Annotated in this window: 12 protein-coding genes and 1 pseudogene; 4 read left to right on the forward strand and 9 right to left on the reverse strand. The window is 49.4% G+C overall.

Annotated features, from left to right (window positions below; all coding sequences use genetic code 11):
* The first annotated feature begins 11 nt into the window (after positions 1–11).
* Positions 12–1,643, forward strand: a complete 1,632-nt coding sequence (lnt, locus tag GOB58_RS01085; protein WP_173559094.1) for an apolipoprotein N-acyltransferase — start codon at positions 12–14, stop codon at positions 1,641–1,643.
* Between the two features lie 78 nt (positions 1,644–1,721).
* Positions 1,722–2,210, forward strand: a complete 489-nt coding sequence (locus tag GOB58_RS01090) for a helix-turn-helix domain-containing protein (RefSeq protein WP_086554274.1) — start codon at positions 1,722–1,724, stop codon at positions 2,208–2,210.
* Positions 2,211–2,275: 65 nt separating this feature from the next.
* Here the strand turns inward: GOB58_RS01090 and GOB58_RS01095 are convergent, their stop codons facing one another.
* Positions 2,276–3,076, reverse strand: coding sequence for a DUF2076 domain-containing protein (locus GOB58_RS01095; protein WP_173559095.1), 801 nt, complete (start codon positions 3,074–3,076; stop codon positions 2,276–2,278).
* A 276-nt stretch (positions 3,077–3,352) separates the two neighbouring features.
* Here GOB58_RS01095 and GOB58_RS01100 point away from each other — a divergent pair, with 276 nt between their 5' ends.
* A complete protein-coding gene (locus GOB58_RS01100) occupies positions 3,353–4,237 on the forward strand; it encodes a glycine--tRNA ligase subunit alpha (protein ID WP_086554321.1) in 885 nt (294 codons plus the stop codon).
* A 2-nt stretch (positions 4,238–4,239) separates the two neighbouring features.
* On the forward strand, positions 4,240–6,300 hold the full coding sequence (gene glyS / locus GOB58_RS01105) for a glycine--tRNA ligase subunit beta (RefSeq protein WP_173559096.1): 2,061 nt from the start codon (positions 4,240–4,242) through the stop codon (positions 6,298–6,300).
* Between the two features lie 53 nt (positions 6,301–6,353).
* Here glyS and GOB58_RS01110 read toward each other — a convergent pair whose 3' ends face one another.
* The 8 genes and pseudogenes from GOB58_RS01110 to GOB58_RS01145 form a co-directional block, all read right to left on the reverse strand.
* On the reverse strand, positions 6,354–7,982 hold the full coding sequence (locus tag GOB58_RS01110) for a carbohydrate porin (RefSeq protein ID WP_173559097.1): 1,629 nt from the start codon (positions 7,980–7,982) through the stop codon (positions 6,354–6,356).
* Between the two features lie 229 nt (positions 7,983–8,211).
* On the reverse strand, positions 8,212–9,540 hold the full coding sequence (locus tag GOB58_RS01115) for an MFS transporter (protein ID WP_173559098.1): 1,329 nt from the start codon (positions 9,538–9,540) through the stop codon (positions 8,212–8,214).
* Between the two features lie 965 nt (positions 9,541–10,505).
* Positions 10,506–10,994 (reverse strand): hypothetical protein, encoded by a 489-nt coding sequence (locus GOB58_RS01120; protein ID WP_173559099.1) that lies wholly within the window; start codon positions 10,992–10,994, stop codon positions 10,506–10,508.
* Positions 10,995–11,033: 39 nt separating this feature from the next.
* Positions 11,034–11,797 (reverse strand): IS5 family transposase gene (locus GOB58_RS01125; RefSeq protein WP_173559100.1). Its coding sequence is split into 2 segments (ribosomal slippage): positions 11,034–11,464 and positions 11,464–11,797, totalling 765 coding nucleotides; the frame shifts between segments, so codons are not numbered across the junction.
* A gap of 332 nt (positions 11,798–12,129) precedes the next feature.
* Positions 12,130–12,621 (reverse strand): hypothetical protein, encoded by a 492-nt coding sequence (locus GOB58_RS01130; protein WP_173559101.1) that lies wholly within the window; start codon positions 12,619–12,621, stop codon positions 12,130–12,132.
* A 149-nt stretch (positions 12,622–12,770) separates the two neighbouring features.
* Entirely contained in the window at positions 12,771–13,046 is a 276-nt protein-coding gene (locus GOB58_RS01135) for a hypothetical protein (RefSeq protein ID WP_173559102.1), read from the reverse strand.
* Positions 13,047–13,177: 131 nt separating this feature from the next.
* A pseudogene (locus tag GOB58_RS01140) lies at positions 13,178–13,405 on the reverse strand (IS5/IS1182 family transposase); the annotation flags it as partial.
* 567 nt (positions 13,406–13,972) lie between these two features.
* Positions 13,973–16,525, reverse strand: coding sequence for a TonB-dependent receptor plug domain-containing protein (locus GOB58_RS01145; RefSeq protein ID WP_242005178.1), 2,553 nt, complete (start codon positions 16,523–16,525; stop codon positions 13,973–13,975).
* Positions 16,526–16,542 lie beyond the last annotated feature (17 nt).

Genomic DNA, 16,542 nt, shown 5'->3' on the forward strand with positions numbered 1-16,542 from the left:
ATGATACTCCGATGAAGTATTTTGCCTTTTTGCGCAAACTTCGCCTCCGACATCTTATTCCCCGACATACGGGCATAATGCTGAGTGCCGGTGCCCTCTCTGCACTGGCCTTACCGCCGGTGCACTGTCTTTTTGTACTACTCCTGACTTTCCCTCTCCTGGCCCGCACAATCGACAAAAGCTCTGACTGGAAACGAGCAGCCTGGGCAGGGGCAATGTTCGGATTTGGGTTTTACGCCACAAGTCTTTACTGGCTGGTCAACGCGGTAATGATCCGCGCAGCCGATTTCTGGTGGTTTGTGCCCTTTCCCTCTCTGGGGTGCGCTCTCATTCTCGCTCCGGTTACAGCCGCACCAGCTGCTTTGTGCCGGTTAATCAGACCAGGCCCGCTACGCATGGTCGCTCTGGCCGCAGGCTGGACACTATGCGACATGGGGCGTGTTTTTATCTTTAGCGGCTTTCCCTGGAACCCCCTGGGCAGTGCACTGGCTGTGCCCGGCAGCGCAGGGGATATACTGATACAACCTGCCGCATGGATGGGTGTGGACGGCATGACATTTGTCATCGTTCTTCTCAGCCTGTTCTGCGGTGCCGCTTTGCAGGATGGCTGGCGGCAGCGCCACAACAAAAGCATTTTGCTGCAACAGGCAAAAACCAGATACCGAACTTTACTCGCTGGCAGTCTGTTTATCATAACCTGGGTAAGCGCCGGCTTTCTCAGACTTCATACTGTGCACCCTCAGGGAGTAAACGGTCCGATAGCCGTTATTGTACAGGGCAATATTCCCGAATCAGAAAAAGTGGAAAATCTGAGCCCCCAGAGTATTTTTGAACGCTACCTGACACTAACCCGTCAGGGTGTGCAGCAAGCACTGATGCAGCAGAAATCAGACCCTGGCGCGACAAAAGATCCGGTAGTTTTTTTATGGCCTGAAACATCATTCCCTGGCTACACCCTGCTACAGGACAGTCCCCGTGCCCGTCAGATTATTATGGCCTGGGCAGAGGGTGCTCAGGCAGGCCTGATCGGTGCGCTGCGCGAAGACCAAAACGGGCAGTACCGCAACTCAGTCATGGCCCTGTCACCTGATGGAGCTATTGAAGCAACCTACGATAAGGCAAAACTTGTACCTTTTGGTGAGTACCAGCCCGCCTTTATCCCTCTTCAGATTGTGCCCGGTGGCGGTATAGCTCCCGGCCCTGGGCCACAAACCTGGCACCTGGACAATGTTCCTGCCACAGGTCCTCTCATTTGCTATGAAGTCATTTTCTCAGGTGATGTTGTTAACCAGCATGATCGCCCCCGCTGGCTGGCGAACGTGACGAACGATGCCTGGTTTGGCAACAGTGCCGGCCCGCGTCAGCACCTCTCCTCCGTCAGGCTACGCGCCACCGAAGAAGGTCTGCCTGTTGCCCGCGCTGCCAATACAGGAATTTCTATAGCCTATGATGGCTATGGCCGTGAAATAAAACACCTGGGATGGGATAAGACCGGTTTTCTGGTTGTTAATATTCCGCCAGCACTTCCTTCAACACTTTTTTCAAAAGCAGGAAGAATTTCATATTTTTCATTGATTTTATTGATTTTCATTAGCTGTTTAATTATTTCTAAAATAGATAATAAAAATAAACATCTTAACTAATTTATTACCAAAATATTTTTTATATGCCATTAGATAAATAATAATATATTTTATCTAATCTAAGCACTGGGTATAATTGTGACAAATTCTAAAAAAGCTCCCTGCGTTCAGGACGAAGTACGTTCTACTGTCTCTCGTGCAACTTCTACCGATGCACATGTTGGTAAACGTATTCGCCTGCGTCGTACATTACTTGGGTTCTCACAGGAAAAACTCGGTGAGCTTATAGGCATTACATTTCAGCAAATTCAAAAATATGAGCGAGGCACCAACCGCGTCGGTGCCTCACGCCTCTATGACATTGCCAGAGCACTGGAAGTCCCGATTACTTTCTTCTTTGAAGACCTTACCCCACCTCAACATGCAACATCTTCAGCCCGGACATTTGGCTTTAGTGAGACACGATCACCTTTTCACAGAGAATATGCCAATGCTTCACCGAACAGAGGGGCTCCGGACCTTTTATCAAGCAAAGAAACGACTGATCTTATCAGGGCTTACTACAGTATTACGGATATAAAAGTTCGAAAAAACGTTCTCGAACTTATCCGCTCAATGAACAACTAACCGACATAAAAAAAGCGGGGCACATTATTATGCCCCGCCATAATCTTCAGCCTCAGAAGCACAGATCAGAAAGAACTGTCACCCCAGTCACCGCCACCAAAATCATCACCACCGCCGGCATCCCAGCCGCCATCATCCGCCGGGCCGACATCAAAATTCGAATCGGCTGCTGTACCAGCACCAGCAAACGGGTCAGAATTATCTCCGTAGTAGTTATTGATAGTCTCGCTTTGTGGCATACCTGCACCAAACCCGGCACCACCCGCATCATGATGACCACTAAACAAACTGGTCAGAGCATTAGCCGCCAGCATACCACCAGCCACACCGGTTGCCGTTGTCAGGGCTGAACCAAGAAAACCTGTACCACTGCGCTGGAACATGCCAGGCTGCATACCATAAGGCATCTGCTGATACTGCGGGGGGGCAGCCTGATATTGTGGCGCGCCCCCAGCCGGGCGGCTGCCACCCCAGCCCGGAGGCGGAGCCCCCTGTGGCTGCTGCTGTTGCTGAGCACCACGGCCACCGCCGAACAAGCCCCCCAGGAAACCACCACCTGATGATGGCTGCGATGACTGCTGCTGCGCCTGCTGTAAAGCCTGCTGGGCCTGCTGAAGCTGAAACTGAAGCTGCTGAATACGATTTTGCGCCTGAACCAGAGCCGCTTCCTGCACAACTGCCATCTGCGTGATGCGATAACGGGCTTCAGGATATTGCTGAAACTGCTGCCCGATAAACTGGTCTGCCTCAGGGTCAATAGCAGGCAGGGCGGGCTGTGTGTTTGGCACACTGCCAAAACCACCCTGCCCCTGGCCGCCTACCCGCGCGACAAATTTCGAAATCAGATCGCGTTCTTCGTTGTTCATTGCCTGCCTTCCTGCTTCTGATTACTTCGCCTGGCCCGAAGCGCCGTTACCTGACGCTTCATCTACTGCTTCTCCAGACGGTAAACATACTTTCTGACCAAGATGTGGCGTACCACCCGAGCTCTTACAAGAAGTAACACACACACCAGACAAGTTAATTTCCTGCCCTTCCTGTCAGGTCCATACCGCTGTATGGTGCAGCGCATATGCACAGGGGTTCTGCTTCTGCTGCTTTTTTCTGTTCTGACCTTATTTATTGCGGAGTTTCAGTCTGATATGGACCCGGTGTCTTCCCGGCCAGCTGAGCGGCCACTTTCTTTTCAGGATCTCATCCTGACTCTTCACCAGTTCTGGTCTCAGCAGGGATGCGCCATACTCCAGCCTTATGACCAGGAAATTGGTGCCGGCACACTCTCCCCGCACACGACTCTGCGGGCATTAGGCAACACACCATGGAAAGCAGCTTATGTGCAGCCATGCCGCCGCCCTTCTGACGGCCGCTATGGTGAAAACCCAAACCGGCTTCAGCATTACTACCAGTACCAGGTGCTGCTCAAACCCACACCTGAAGAAAGCCAGAAACTGCTGCTCGACAGCTACCGCGCTATTGGTATTGACCCGGACCTGCACGACATCCGCTTTGTTGAGGATGACTGGGAAAATCCGACCATCGGGGCATGGGGTCTGGGCTGGGAAGTCTGGTGTGACGGAATGGAAGTCACGCAATTCACTTATTTTCAGCAGGTCGGCGGTATTCCGGTTACGGTCCCCTCAACTGAACTGACATATGGCCTTGAGCGTCTGGCTATGTATGTGCAGGGTATCGAGAACGTCTATGACCTCGATTATAACGGCACAGGCCTGACCTATGGCGATGTATTTTTGCGTGCTGAACGCGATTATTCACGTCACAATTTCGAGCTGGCTGATACTGACCTGCTTTTTCTTCACTTCGCTAATGCAGAAAAAGAAAGCGCAGCCCTGGCTGAAGCCGGCGTGGCCCAGCCTGCCTATGACCAGTGCCTGAAAGCCAGTCACCTGTTTAACCTGCTCGATGCACGCGGTGTTATCAGCGTAAGCGAGCGTGCCTCTTACATTGGTCGCGTAAGAACTCTGGCAAAACTCTGCTGTGAAACATGGCTGGCCGGAGAGGATAAATAATTATGCCTGAATTACTGACAGAACTGTTTTCTGAAGAAATTCCAGCCCGTATGCAGGGGCAGGCCGGCGAAGCCTTTCACCGCCTGATGAGCGATATGCTCGCTCCGCTCACACCACAGGACATAAAAATCTTCACCGGCCCGCGCCGTATTGCCCTGAGCTGCCAGATTAACACTCAGGTTCCTGGCCGGGTTATCTCCGAACGTGGCCCGCGCGAAACAGCACCGGGAAAAGCCCTCGAGGGCTTCACCCGCAAACATGGTGTCACCAAAGACCAGCTGACCCTGCAAAATGGTTTCTGGGTGCTTGAGCGCAACGAACCCCCGGTTGATGCTGCCACTCATATTGCAGCACAGCTACCCGACCTGTTGCGCCGCTTCCCCTGGCCACGCTCGATGCGCTGGGGCTCTGGCAGCAGCTTTACCTGGATCCGCCCTCTGCGCCGCCTGCTTTGCGTATTTGATGGCAAAGTCGTACCCTTCTCTCTGGCACAGGACAATGACAACGGTCATCACCTGAGCAGTGATGCCATTACCGAAGGCCACCGCTTTATGGCCCCGGGCCCGGTAAGCGTCAGCAACACGGCAGAATGGCTTGATGCGCTGCGCAGCCGCTTTGTTATTCCTGAAGCCTCTGAGCGCCGCACACTCATCAGTGAAGGGCTTGAGCGCCTCGCCACTGAAAAAAACCTGACCCTGGTGCCTGATGCCGGTCTGGTCGATGAAGTCTCAGGCCTGGTGGAATGGCCGGTGCCTTTTCTGGGGCAGATCGACGACCAGTTTATGAACCTGCCCGCTGAGGTGATGCAGGTGTCAATGCGCATCAACCAGCGCTATTTCGCCCTGAGAGGCACTGACGGCAAAGCCGCTCCCTGGTTTGGCTTTATTGCTAACATTGCCCCCACCGATGATGGCTCACTGGTAGTTGCCGGTAATGAGCGCGTCCTGCGGGCCCGCTTTGCCGATGCGCGTCATTTCTGGGATCTGGACCGCAGGAAAACCCTCGCAAGCCGACTGCCTGCACTGGATAACATTACCTTCCACGCAAAGCTTGGTTCACAGGGTGAACGCACACAGCGTATGATGCGTCTGGCCGGGCTGATTGCTGACATGACCGGGGCAGACAAATCTGCCGCCATACGTGCCGCAGAGCTGAGCAAAACAGACCTGACAACGGGCATGGTTGGCGAGTTCCCCGAACTTCAGGGCATTATGGGGGGGTATTATGCTCGCCATGACGGCGAAAATGATGCTGTCGCCCAGGCCATAACCGAGCAGTATCAGCCACGTGGCCCAGGCGACGATGTACCGACAGCACCAGTGTCTGTTGTTGCTGGCCTGGCAGATCGTTTTGACATGCTGACGGCCTTTTTTGCAGCTGGCGAAAAACCATCAGGCTCGGGCGATCCGTTTGGTCTGCGTCGTGCAGCGCTGGGCATTATCCGCCTGATTCGTGAAAACGGGCTGCGTCTCGACCTGGTGAAGATCTTCACCCTCGCCGCTGAAGCCCTGCCCGCTGATCTGCAAAATGCACCTGACCTCGATTTGCTGCCGCAATTTATTGCTGAGCGTCTGCGCGTACAGCTACGCTCTGAAGGGGCACGTTACGACTGCCTGGCGGCGATTTCGACCGGTAACACCGACACGGATATTGTGCGCCTTCTGATGCGTGCACAAGCCCTGCAGGACATGCTGGAAACAGAAGATGGTAAAAACCTGCTGGCTGCCACACGTCGCGCTGCCAATATTCTGCGCATTGAAAACAAAAAAGACGGTCCGCACGAAAAAACACCGCAGACCACGCTTTATGCTCAGGCTGAAGAACGCGCACTGGCAGACGCACTGGATAAAGTTGAACCCGCAGTTGAGGCTGCCTTTGCCAGGGAACATTTTGCCGATGCGATGAAAGAAGCAGCCAGCCTGCGTGGCCCGCTCGACAGTTTCTTTGAAGAGGTCACGGTCAACGCACCTGAACCAGACTTAAGGCTGAACCGCCTTTATCTACTGGCACGTCTGGAGCGTATGATGCGTCTTATTGCTGACTTCAGTCAGATCGAAGGGTAGCTCCTTCACGATGCTGGCCTGTTACACACGTAACAGGCCAGCATAACGCCACATTATAAGGTGGCCATAACTTTCAGACCCAATAACGCTGCATCGGGAATTCTGGATGTTTCGCCCGGGCGAAACATATATTCAAACACAGGCTGAGCTACGAGACCCGGTATAACCGGAATACCGTAATAGACCTCAAGTGTTGCAGTATGGGTCTGCGGGCCATTTACAAAAGCTCCCATAGACATACCCGCATCACGACGCAGTCTCTGCCCTTCTGACAATCTGTTACTCAGTTTATAGTAAGAATACATCACACCAAAGCGATCAAATGGCCGGTAAGGAATAATACCGAGCAAAGATGCACCCACATAAACCTGGTCAGAAAACACCGAAACGCTGGGTGTATTATGAATATACCCGGCCATCAGATAGCCACCGGCCATCTGATGATTACCCTGTTTACGGTAAATCATCTGATCAGCTTCAATATAAAACGTATCGCGCGGCCTCGGTTTTAACACTTTCATACTGTTACGCAGCGCAGGTGGAAGAGTGCCAATCAGATCAGCATAAGGGCTGGTGTCGTGCGCAAAGCCAACCTTATAATGGCCGGGTAGTTTTCTGCGCCCAAAAAACGGCTGCCAGGTCAGCTCGACTGGCAGCATAACGCCCGTACCGTGCTCTGCCCCCCAGGCCCAGCCACTGGGATTCTCCGCAAGAGGAGAAGACTGATACACGCCGGTAATCAGCACCAGGTCACGCGCTGGCCTGACACGAACAGTGCCACCCCAGGTCGCTTTTGGGTAAACACTCCAGCCCTGTTGTGACTTAATACCAACAGGGGCAGAGCACTGAATAATAAAGGTGCACAGCAACACAGATGTTGCATAAGTATGCGTAAGCGTTATACGGCCGGCGTGAACATTCACCCGATTATGAAAAAACGTTTTCTCAAGATACATATCGGCCAGATGCGCGGCAACACTGCCTGAAAGACTATACACCTCAGACAGCAAAATACGATGTTCGCCGACATAGTCATAAGAAACCTGACGGCCTGCCCGCTCAAGCATAACGGCATTAAAATACCAGCCACTCAGGTCAAGCAGCTTACCCAAATCAAGCCGGGTAATCAGCGTAATTTCATGTGCATAATCCATACCACGGCGCACCCCGCCGGCAACATTGGCTATTCCCTCCCCTTTATAAGAAAGCTGGAGAGAGATGCCTTTATTCTCAAGCCATTTTCGTGGCCCATCGAGCTGTGGCACAAGATGACCAAAAGTCTGTGCCGGCACATAATATCCCGCCGAGACATCACTGACACGCAACGCATCGACTGAGCTGTTCAGAAGTGCCGAAATACTCTCAGTCTTAAACAGGCTTTCAAGCGTTGGCGATGTCACCTGCACAGATGTGACTTTAGCCTTATTTGCAGGTGAGTGTCCCGGATCAACACGAGCCTGCTCAGTTAACGGCTGCGCAATATGTGAAGAAGCAGGAGTATCCTGGGCACAGGCTGGGTACGCTGCCACACAACACACTGCACTCACGACAAACCACACCAGACAACACCTGCCTCTGATAACAACAGTCCGGGCTGATATAATGAGGAACGATACGACGAAACAAAGCAACAGGCGCAGCCCCTCGGGAACCGCGACCGTAAGGTGCAGGTTATAAGTCATAAGAAAGATCCGTCTGCTTTATAGATTTTTTATTTTTGAGTCAGAACGAAAAAATCTTTTATTATAATTCAAAGCATTAGGCCAGTCACAAGAGCGTATTCCGGTTTCAAAAATACAAACTGCTCCTGAGGTCATAAAAAAAGGCCGCCTCTCCTGCTGGAGAAACGGCCGTAAAAAACGTCTGCTCTGAAAGCGCACAGGGAAGCACCCTGGCGCTCAGATGAGGTTTTTAGTGCGAAAGCACCATATCTGCATTTTCGCTCTCTTTGCGATTACGCGCTTCGAGCATTTGCGTATGGCGGTGCGCTTCAGGAGAAATGCTAAGGCACAGTGTCAGCACTGCTGCAATGAAATACAGACCAACAAAAGTCCAGATCACACCTTCAAGACCCATGCCAAACGTTGCTTCACATATAGCCACGACTGCAGGACCGAACCATGTGCTGGCACCAGCACCCAGACCCAGAATAGACAGAGCGGCAGCTTTCTCTTTCGGGCAGATCAGCGGCATCAGGCCAGACATCGGGACGAACGCAGCAACCGTACCGCCATAGATAAAGCCTGCCAGCATAGCCAGCGGGAAGTTACCCGGATACCAGATGGGAACATAGTAAAACATCGGAATGGTAAGGCAGCAGCCCAGACCGCCACCAACAGCCACAACGAAGCGATGCCCCAGACGGTCAGCGATCATACCAGCAACAAGGTTGAAAAGGATGTTGCCCAGGAAGATCACAGACAAAAGGTCAAGCCACTGCCCCTGTGAGAAATGGAGTTCATCAACAAAGAAGGCCGGCATAATAGCCAGAAACGCATATTCTGAAGACGTGTTAATAGTACGGATAACACCAGCAACAAGCGTTTTTGGCTCACGCCACATGATGCTGATTGAGCCAAAGAAAATAGCTTTTTTATCAGCATGTGCCGGTGCCAGACGTTTGCTGCCTGTTGGCTCACGCACAAAGAGCAGAGCAACCAGACCACCCAGAATAACCAGCCCGAGAGAACACCAGAATGTTGCCAGCTCACCAATCGCAGGGATGGTATAGCGCGCAAACTGCGAACCAAGAGTAGGCAGACCGGCAGAGAACGAGAACCAGAACCAGCCGGCAGCCGAACCCAGCATACGTGCGGGCGTTGCAGCAGCGATCCAGACCAGGAAGCCATAAGCAAACAACGGATAAGCAAAACCACGCAGCGTATAAAACAGCAGCGTCATAGTCAGATTATCAGGACCAAGGCCAAATGTAAGGAAACCGACCTCCAGCACAGCCCACAGCAGCAAACCAGCCCACATTGTGCGGCGTGGCCCGAACAGGTCAGATAATGGCCCTGACAACCAGGCAGAGATCATAACAGTCACACCATAGGTGGTGAACATCAGGTTCACATCACCCTGGGTATGACCATGGTGGAGCATATATGTATCAAGATACCCTGCTTCTACACCGTCACCGACCATAAAAAGCAGCAGGCCCACAAAGCCAAAGAAAAGAGGCTGAGGAATACCGAGAAGGCCAGCAAGCCCGCGCCGCTGACCGGAGGACGTCTCTGACAAGACACAATCTCCCTAACATCTGGACAGCAGCCCACAGAGCATAAAAAACCCTGAAAAAACGGGATAAGGACTGCGTCATGCATGATCCCTACGAGAGCGCTTGGGATCATTTGGACAGGCGCGCGAACGAGGCTTCGCACGCAACGAAAATATAGACATATATAAGGTGATGCCTGACACAGTACTACCAGAGAATTGCCATATTTTCAACCGTATATTTTTTCATTTTGTCAATATTGATTTACAAATAAAAATAAAATATTCAGATCATATTCTCATATTTTACTTTTATTTTAAAAAAACATACAAAATAATTCATAAGAAAAATCAAATTTTTTCAGAAAATGTTATTTTTTTATAAAGATATATTTATTTTGTTTTTTTTATTATTTTATAAGAGGGTATCTTTTGCCCTCCTTTCAACCGGCTGTATCCCGCAGTATTCTGCGCTTTTAAAATAATCAGGCTAACAAAAATCTGCCTGCCGCTTTTTACCTGCAGCCAAACACATAAAGCATTTTCATTTTAAAACAGAAAAGTGACAGAATACCTGATTCTGCATGCTCTATTAAAAACAGAGTCCCGCCTGAATTACAGCACATATACTGACCGTATTTTATAGTTTCTGCAGACGTAATTATAAAATTATCTGCATGGCTTTTTCCTGGACCAGTTTTCTCAGTCTGTATCCGATCAAAACTTTAAGGGAAAAGGTATGTCCGCAATCCACATCGCAGCAAGCTTCATCTTCTATATCAAAAGAATGAGTCCTGAGCCTAGCACTACAGTTGCAATTCGCTTTGTTCTCTAATTGTTCATGATTCCAATGCGTTCCGGACGGCTCGAATTTCAGGCAGTCTACGTCGAGACAGCCCCTGAATTCTTCATCTTTCCGACCCGGAAAACGAATTGCAACTGTAGTGCCAGGGACAGATTGCAAAGGTAAAGCTTACCGCCGAATAAATTTAAGATTCTAGGGAAACAGACCATTCATTTCTATAACTTATGATATCAGCAACACTTTCCCAAAAATCTTTCACTTTCAAAACGTCAGAAGAATCGGGTTTTTGCAATATAGATATAAGATGATCAATTTTAGCTATGTATTTCTCAGTTTTTTTCTTTTCCTCTGGATTAAGAGTTATCTCCATTTCTCTCGCTTTTTGGGCCTGATCTACCAGATTTGCATAAAGTTTATCCTTTGCGTCTTTTATTGATGAGTGACCTTGAGTAATTGCCTCAATGTAAAACCCAACCAATGCATCCAAACTATTGGCCGATTGTATAAACGTACTTACCTGTTTGTCACGCTTATCTTGGCCATCATCGTACCATTTAAAAAAACGATCAGTCCCTACTGATATACCAAGCGAAAGAACCGCTGAGATTGCTAGAAAACCAACGGTGTTAGGTATTCTATCATTCTTGCAGAAATTTTTAATTCCTTGAATCATTTTGCGGCCTCTTAACATGGGGACTGCTAGGCTCAGGACTCATTCTTTGAGATAGAAGATGAAGCTTGCAGCGATGTGGATTGCGGACATGAAGGTATGAGCGCAGCGGTCGTATCGTGTTGCCACACGTCGCCAGTCTTTGAGCTTTGCGAACATGTTTTCGATCAGGTGACGCTTTTTATACAGATGCCAGTCGTAAGGTGGCTTTGATTTCCGGTTCTTTTTCGGCGGAATACAGGCTGTGATAGTGCGTTCTGCAAGCCATAACCTGATCCTGTTGCTGTCATAGCCCCTGTCCCCGATGATTTCTTCTGTCTTGTCGGGGAGATCTGCCAGCAGCACGTCTGCACCTTTGAAGTCACTGACCTGTCCTGCAGTCAGATGCAGGCGGACAGGCCGCCCCTGATCATCGCACATGGCATGCAGTTTTGAATTCAGACCGCCTTTTGTGCGTCCGGTATGGCGGGGAAAAGCCCTTTTTTAAGCAGAGAGGCTGCCGTTCTGTGCGCTTTAAGGTGCGTCGCATCGATCATCAGGCGTTTTGAACGGCCCCCCTGTTCTGCCAGGGCTGTAAAGATCCTGTCAAAGACACCCAGGCGGCTCCACCGGATGAAGCGATTATATAAAGTCTTGTGCGGGCCATACGCTTTGGGAGCATCTTTCCACTGAAGCCCGTTGCGGATCACATAAACGATCCCGCTCAGAACACGCCGGTCATCCACGCGGGGCACGCCGTGCGCCAGAGGAAAAAACGGCTCAATCCGCTTCATCTGGCTCTCAGACAGTAAAAATACGTCACTCACAGGCTCATCCTCCATCGGTAAGCCTGTGAATCACAATCTCTCGCTCAGTTCAATAAATTAACAGGTCCTGAGCCTAGTCATTTTAGTGTTATTTTTCAGAATTTTAGCCTTCTCACATGCGTCCTTCCAAACAGGAAAATTCATTCGGTTGATTGCTTTTTGTACCCCAACATTAACATGGACTAAGCAGGGATCGTCCTCAATTTTCTGAGGCTGCAAATTAGCCGAGTTTTGAACAGTCACATTTCCCGGAGTAGGCTGAGCATTTGCCTCCGCAGTCCAAAGCAAGGAGATAATCGCAGCGACAACAAAAGGAACGGGGATGCCTGCTTTTAGTTCCAAAAACCCGGGGGAATGAATAGAACAAGAAATAGATGCTTCATAATCAGCTGGCAGAAAAAAAAAGCCAACTCTAAAAATGTGTCATTATTTTGTGTAGAATCGTCATCTGCATCTAGCAATAACTTAGAAATCGCACGCGTTAATGCGTTAAAATATAAATTATCATTAGTCGTGAAATCTTGAGATTTAGTATAAAATCTTGAGCAAAATTCATTCTCTGTATAGTATGTTTTGTATACCTCATCAAATACTCTTTTATATTCTTCTTTTTCTAAAAGAGACATCGGATTTGGAAGCCTTAATTTTTCAGTAAGAGTTTTAGGCAAACTCCCTTCATCAATAGGTGGATACCATTTAACTGGTCTGGCCAATAACGGTTCATCGCCATATCTATCCATCTTGATTTCCACTTTGAAATCAACATCTCTTAAAAATTCACCAACATGAACTTTTCTCTTTCCATACTTATCAGGAACTATCACAAGGTCTCCGGCTTTTGCCTCTTTGAACAAAGCATTAACGGAACCAATATCGCTTCCTGATATTTTAGAAGCAACCTCTTTATATTCATTTATATTTTTACTAGGATCTTTTATACTAAATATTCTAACAGCAGGGTCAGTTAGGTTAACTAGATATTCTTCCGGAATATTTTCACTTTTTTACCATTTTCTATTTGTAAAATATTTGGATCTGTCTTTACTGCATATTGAGCGCGGGAACGATCCAATTTGCGCATTATACGAAACCATTCTTGATGGGTACGCGCCATCGCAATTCGTTCTCGTAACTGAGGAATAGGACCCTTTCCTGATGTTTCTAAGGGTAATTCTAATGCTGGCAAATCTAAATGTTTTCTAAAAAAGTAGGCAATGCAATGTAAGATTTTCCGGGGAACAACCTCCAAATCTTAACTGCTTCTGGGACAAATTTTGCATTTAAATCAATAACATATTTACTCATAAGGATAACTCTATCTGATAAATTTTCTATCGAATGCTATAAATATTTTTACACGTCAAATATTACGGCGTGTCGTCAGTTAAGCAGAATGATGATTGAGGCGAACTGAACGGCTGCGAGGAGCGTTGATTTCATCTTGTCGTAGCGCGTTGCAATAGCGCGGAACTGTTTGAGTTTATTAAAGAACCGCTCGACAAGGTTACACCCCCTGTGAAGAGCGAAGCTGGTTTCCTGTCGTGTATTTCTGTTGCATTCAGGCGGGATAACCGGGGTAATCCCGCGCCATGTCAGTTTGTCGATGAGCCTGTAAGTGATGTATTTTTACTGTCTGAACGTCAGATGGAGCGAATTGAGCCGTTTTTTCCTCTGGCGTAATGCTGAGGGTGAGTGAAGCATCAGGAGTGAAAAACTTTTGTCGGTTTTGTAAAATGTAAAACCCGAACTGTAAAACCATCTTTAAAAACGTGAGAAAACTGCCGTTTTTACATCAAAGGTATGTCCGCGGCGGGATTCGAACCCACGGCCCCAGGATTCATACCACTTCGGTTTTCACCGCCACCTGCAGCGCAGATGTTCGTGGTCTGGACTGTCCCTTTGCCCTGGGTATGGCTACCTTTAGGCACCGCCCATCCAGTCTCTACACCTTCCGCTCTCCATACAGAGAACGGCTTGGCTCGGGATTGGCACGGTCGTAGCAGACCGGAGCGTTCCCCGAATTTGAGCGGATACACCATGCAGTTTCCCGACATGGCGCCCAATTGCATTAGGAATCCTGTGCTCTATCCTGCTGAGCTACGCGGACATACTAGCCCTCTTTTATACTGCAACACTCACACAGAGCAAGTGCAGAAATTGAAGAGAAACAACACCTCAGAATGTAATATCCCCACGCAGATAGTAAAAGCCACCATTAATACCAAGCTGAGATGTGCTCATATAATACTGCGGCACACCCAGGTAACGATTACCGTCAGGAACACGGCGCGGCATGACATTAAAGAGGTTGTTTCCACCAATCGTCAAAGCCAGATGCGGCGTTGCACGATAGGTAACTTCCATATTCGTAATAAACTTTGGTGTGTTCTGAAACTGTTTGTACACAGTATTCGACAGCGAGTTTGTGTACCCTGCACCACCATAATACGTAACCTGCGACGTAACCTGCCCATAACGTATTTCATGCAGGCCGACCGTCCATTTACCGCTGGTCAGGCGTCCGCCGAAAATAATCTTACTTCTGGGATAAGCTGTGGTCATATACGCTACACTCTGCGCATTAAGCAAAGGCAGGCTATTAGCCCCCATTGTCTGATGCGAAAGGCGGGTACGGTTAAGATTCATCGCCACATCCCAGTCAATACGACCAATGTCACCAAGACGGGTCATATACGTCGCTGTCAGGTCAAGGCCCTGCGTGCGGGTGCTTGCAACGTTTGCAAACCAGTTGGCAGAAATAGAATGCTCAGACCATGAATGATAATCTGACGGCAGGGTAAAACCATTCATCTGCAATGCGCTGGCAGCCTGCGCCCCATACACCTGGCCGCCTGGCATGATCTGATCGCGCAGATTGATCTGATACACATCCACCGTCACATGCAGCCTGCGTACAGGCTCAAGCAAAATACCAGCGCTGATATTTGTTGAACGCTCAGGTTTCAGCTGGCTGGCACCATTAGCCAGAGCCCCAGGTGAGCTTGATGCAATCAGACCACGTGCCGCAGTCGGAGAAACGGGCAGTGAGCTATAGTGCATCTGCGCCAGGGTAGGCGCATGAAAACCATTAGAAATTGTTGCTCTGAAGGACAGACGTGACGATACATCATAGCGCATGGCAACTTTACCCGTCTGGGTATCACCCACATCAGTGTAATGTTCATAACGCCCGGCAAGATCGACCTGCCAGTGCTTTGTAAGGTGGGTAGAAATATCAAGGTAACCAGCCACAACATCACGACTGTAATTGCCGGCATTACCCTTATTGGTGCCAGAAAGTGCATCTGACCCGCTGCCTGCTGTTGAATCAGGCGAGCCGGTGCCAATCGAATAACTCTCATAACGATAGGCCGTGCCAGCCGCTACGTTAACGGAATGTGGCCAGCCAGAGAAACGAAACTGACGCGAAATATCGAAGCTACTGCTCCACTGAGAGTCATTAAAACCCTGAACCTGATTAAACTTCGTGGGGGTGCGCCCCTCTGTTTTCTCAAGGTAGGTATTAGCTGAATTTTTCAGTCCGATATTATCGTAATCGCGCCCGTAAACGGTTGAGAGATCCCAGTTCCAGCCATAAAAAACGCCTTTAACGCCGGCTGTCAGCCCGAAGTCATTTTCATCAAGCGTTTCAAGGGGTGAATATCCCCATGGATAAATAGCCTGATACCCCGGATACCCGCTGAGCGATGAAGGCAGGCGGTAATTCTGATATGATTCAGCGTGCCTGTGCGCATAGGTCGCTGTAGCATACGCCTGTATGGTGTCCGTAATATTATAACCGGCATTTACCGCTATACTGCCACGGGTCTGCTCTGGCTGACCAAGCACATGATTGATCTTACGACCAACACGGGCATCCGGGGCACTGCGATATGTATGATCTGTATGAAAATAATCACCGCTCAGATGCACGAAGCCCCGCGAACCGAGCTTCATGCCGCCATCCATATAAACGCCTTGCTGAAACCCGTCACCCGCAGCCGTAATGCCGGTTATAGACTGCGCGTGAAAACCATGATCCTGTTTTTTGAGAATGATATTCACCACACCGGCTACAGCATCTGACCCATACTGTGCTGAAGCACCGTCACGCAGCACCTCGACATGATCAATCGCCGCCATGGGAATCATATCAATGTCGACCGGGGTTGAGCCTTGCTGTGGCCCCGGATTAGCATAAATATTAGCCGTTGTGTGGCGGCGCTTACCATCAACCAGCACCAGCGTCTCATTTGGGTTTAACCCGCGCAGACTGATCGAATCTGTCAGTGCACCCGTATCAAACCCTGCTGTAGGCACAGTCAGTGACGGAAGAAGCTGTGCCAGAGCATCACGCAAAGTCGGCTGCCCCGTCTGACTCAGCTGTTTAGCTGTTACCACATCGATGGGTGATAAACTCTGGCGGGCTTTGCGCCCTGTTTCACGGGTGCCAGTAACAATAACACTCTCTTCGCTCGTGCTTTCTGTTTCAGCCTGATACGGCGCTGCCACTGAAGCAGATTTGACTGTTACACCCTTAACAGGCGGATGTGATGTTTTCTTTTTTACAGTGTGTGCCGCACCTGCCGCAGCATGCCTGACATTGACAGACTGCGCCTGTGCAAAACCTGCCTCAGAACAAAAAACAAGCGCCAGAGAAGCAAGACTAAAATGCACTTTCTTATTTTGTACTAATTTAGTTTTACCATAAAAATCAATGTTTCTCATATGAACGCCCAATAAAA

Source organism: Acetobacter thailandicus, from assembly GCF_011516655.1.
In the GTDB taxonomy this organism is placed as follows: domain Bacteria; phylum Pseudomonadota; class Alphaproteobacteria; order Acetobacterales; family Acetobacteraceae; genus Acetobacter; species Acetobacter thailandicus.

Bases quoted from the DNA above. Each gene is read 5' to 3' on its own strand.
- lnt (WP_173559094.1), top strand. From the start codon at position 12: ATGAAGTATTTTGCCTTTTTGCGCAAACTTCGCCTCCGACATCTTATT.
- GOB58_RS01095 (WP_173559095.1), bottom strand. From the start codon at position 3,076: ATGAACAACGAAGAACGCGATCTGATTTCGAAATTTGTCGCGCGGGTA.
- GOB58_RS01100 (WP_086554321.1), top strand. From the start codon at position 3,353: ATGGACCCGGTGTCTTCCCGGCCAGCTGAGCGGCCACTTTCTTTTCAG.
- glyS (WP_173559096.1), top strand. From the start codon at position 4,240: ATGCCTGAATTACTGACAGAACTGTTTTCTGAAGAAATTCCAGCCCGT.
- GOB58_RS01110 (WP_173559097.1), bottom strand. From the start codon at position 7,982: ATGACTTATAACCTGCACCTTACGGTCGCGGTTCCCGAGGGGCTGCGC.
- GOB58_RS01120 (WP_173559099.1), bottom strand. From the start codon at position 10,994: ATGATTCAAGGAATTAAAAATTTCTGCAAGAATGATAGAATACCTAAC.
- GOB58_RS01145 (WP_242005178.1), bottom strand. From the start codon at position 16,525: ATGAGAAACATTGATTTTTATGGTAAAACTAAATTAGTACAAAATAAG.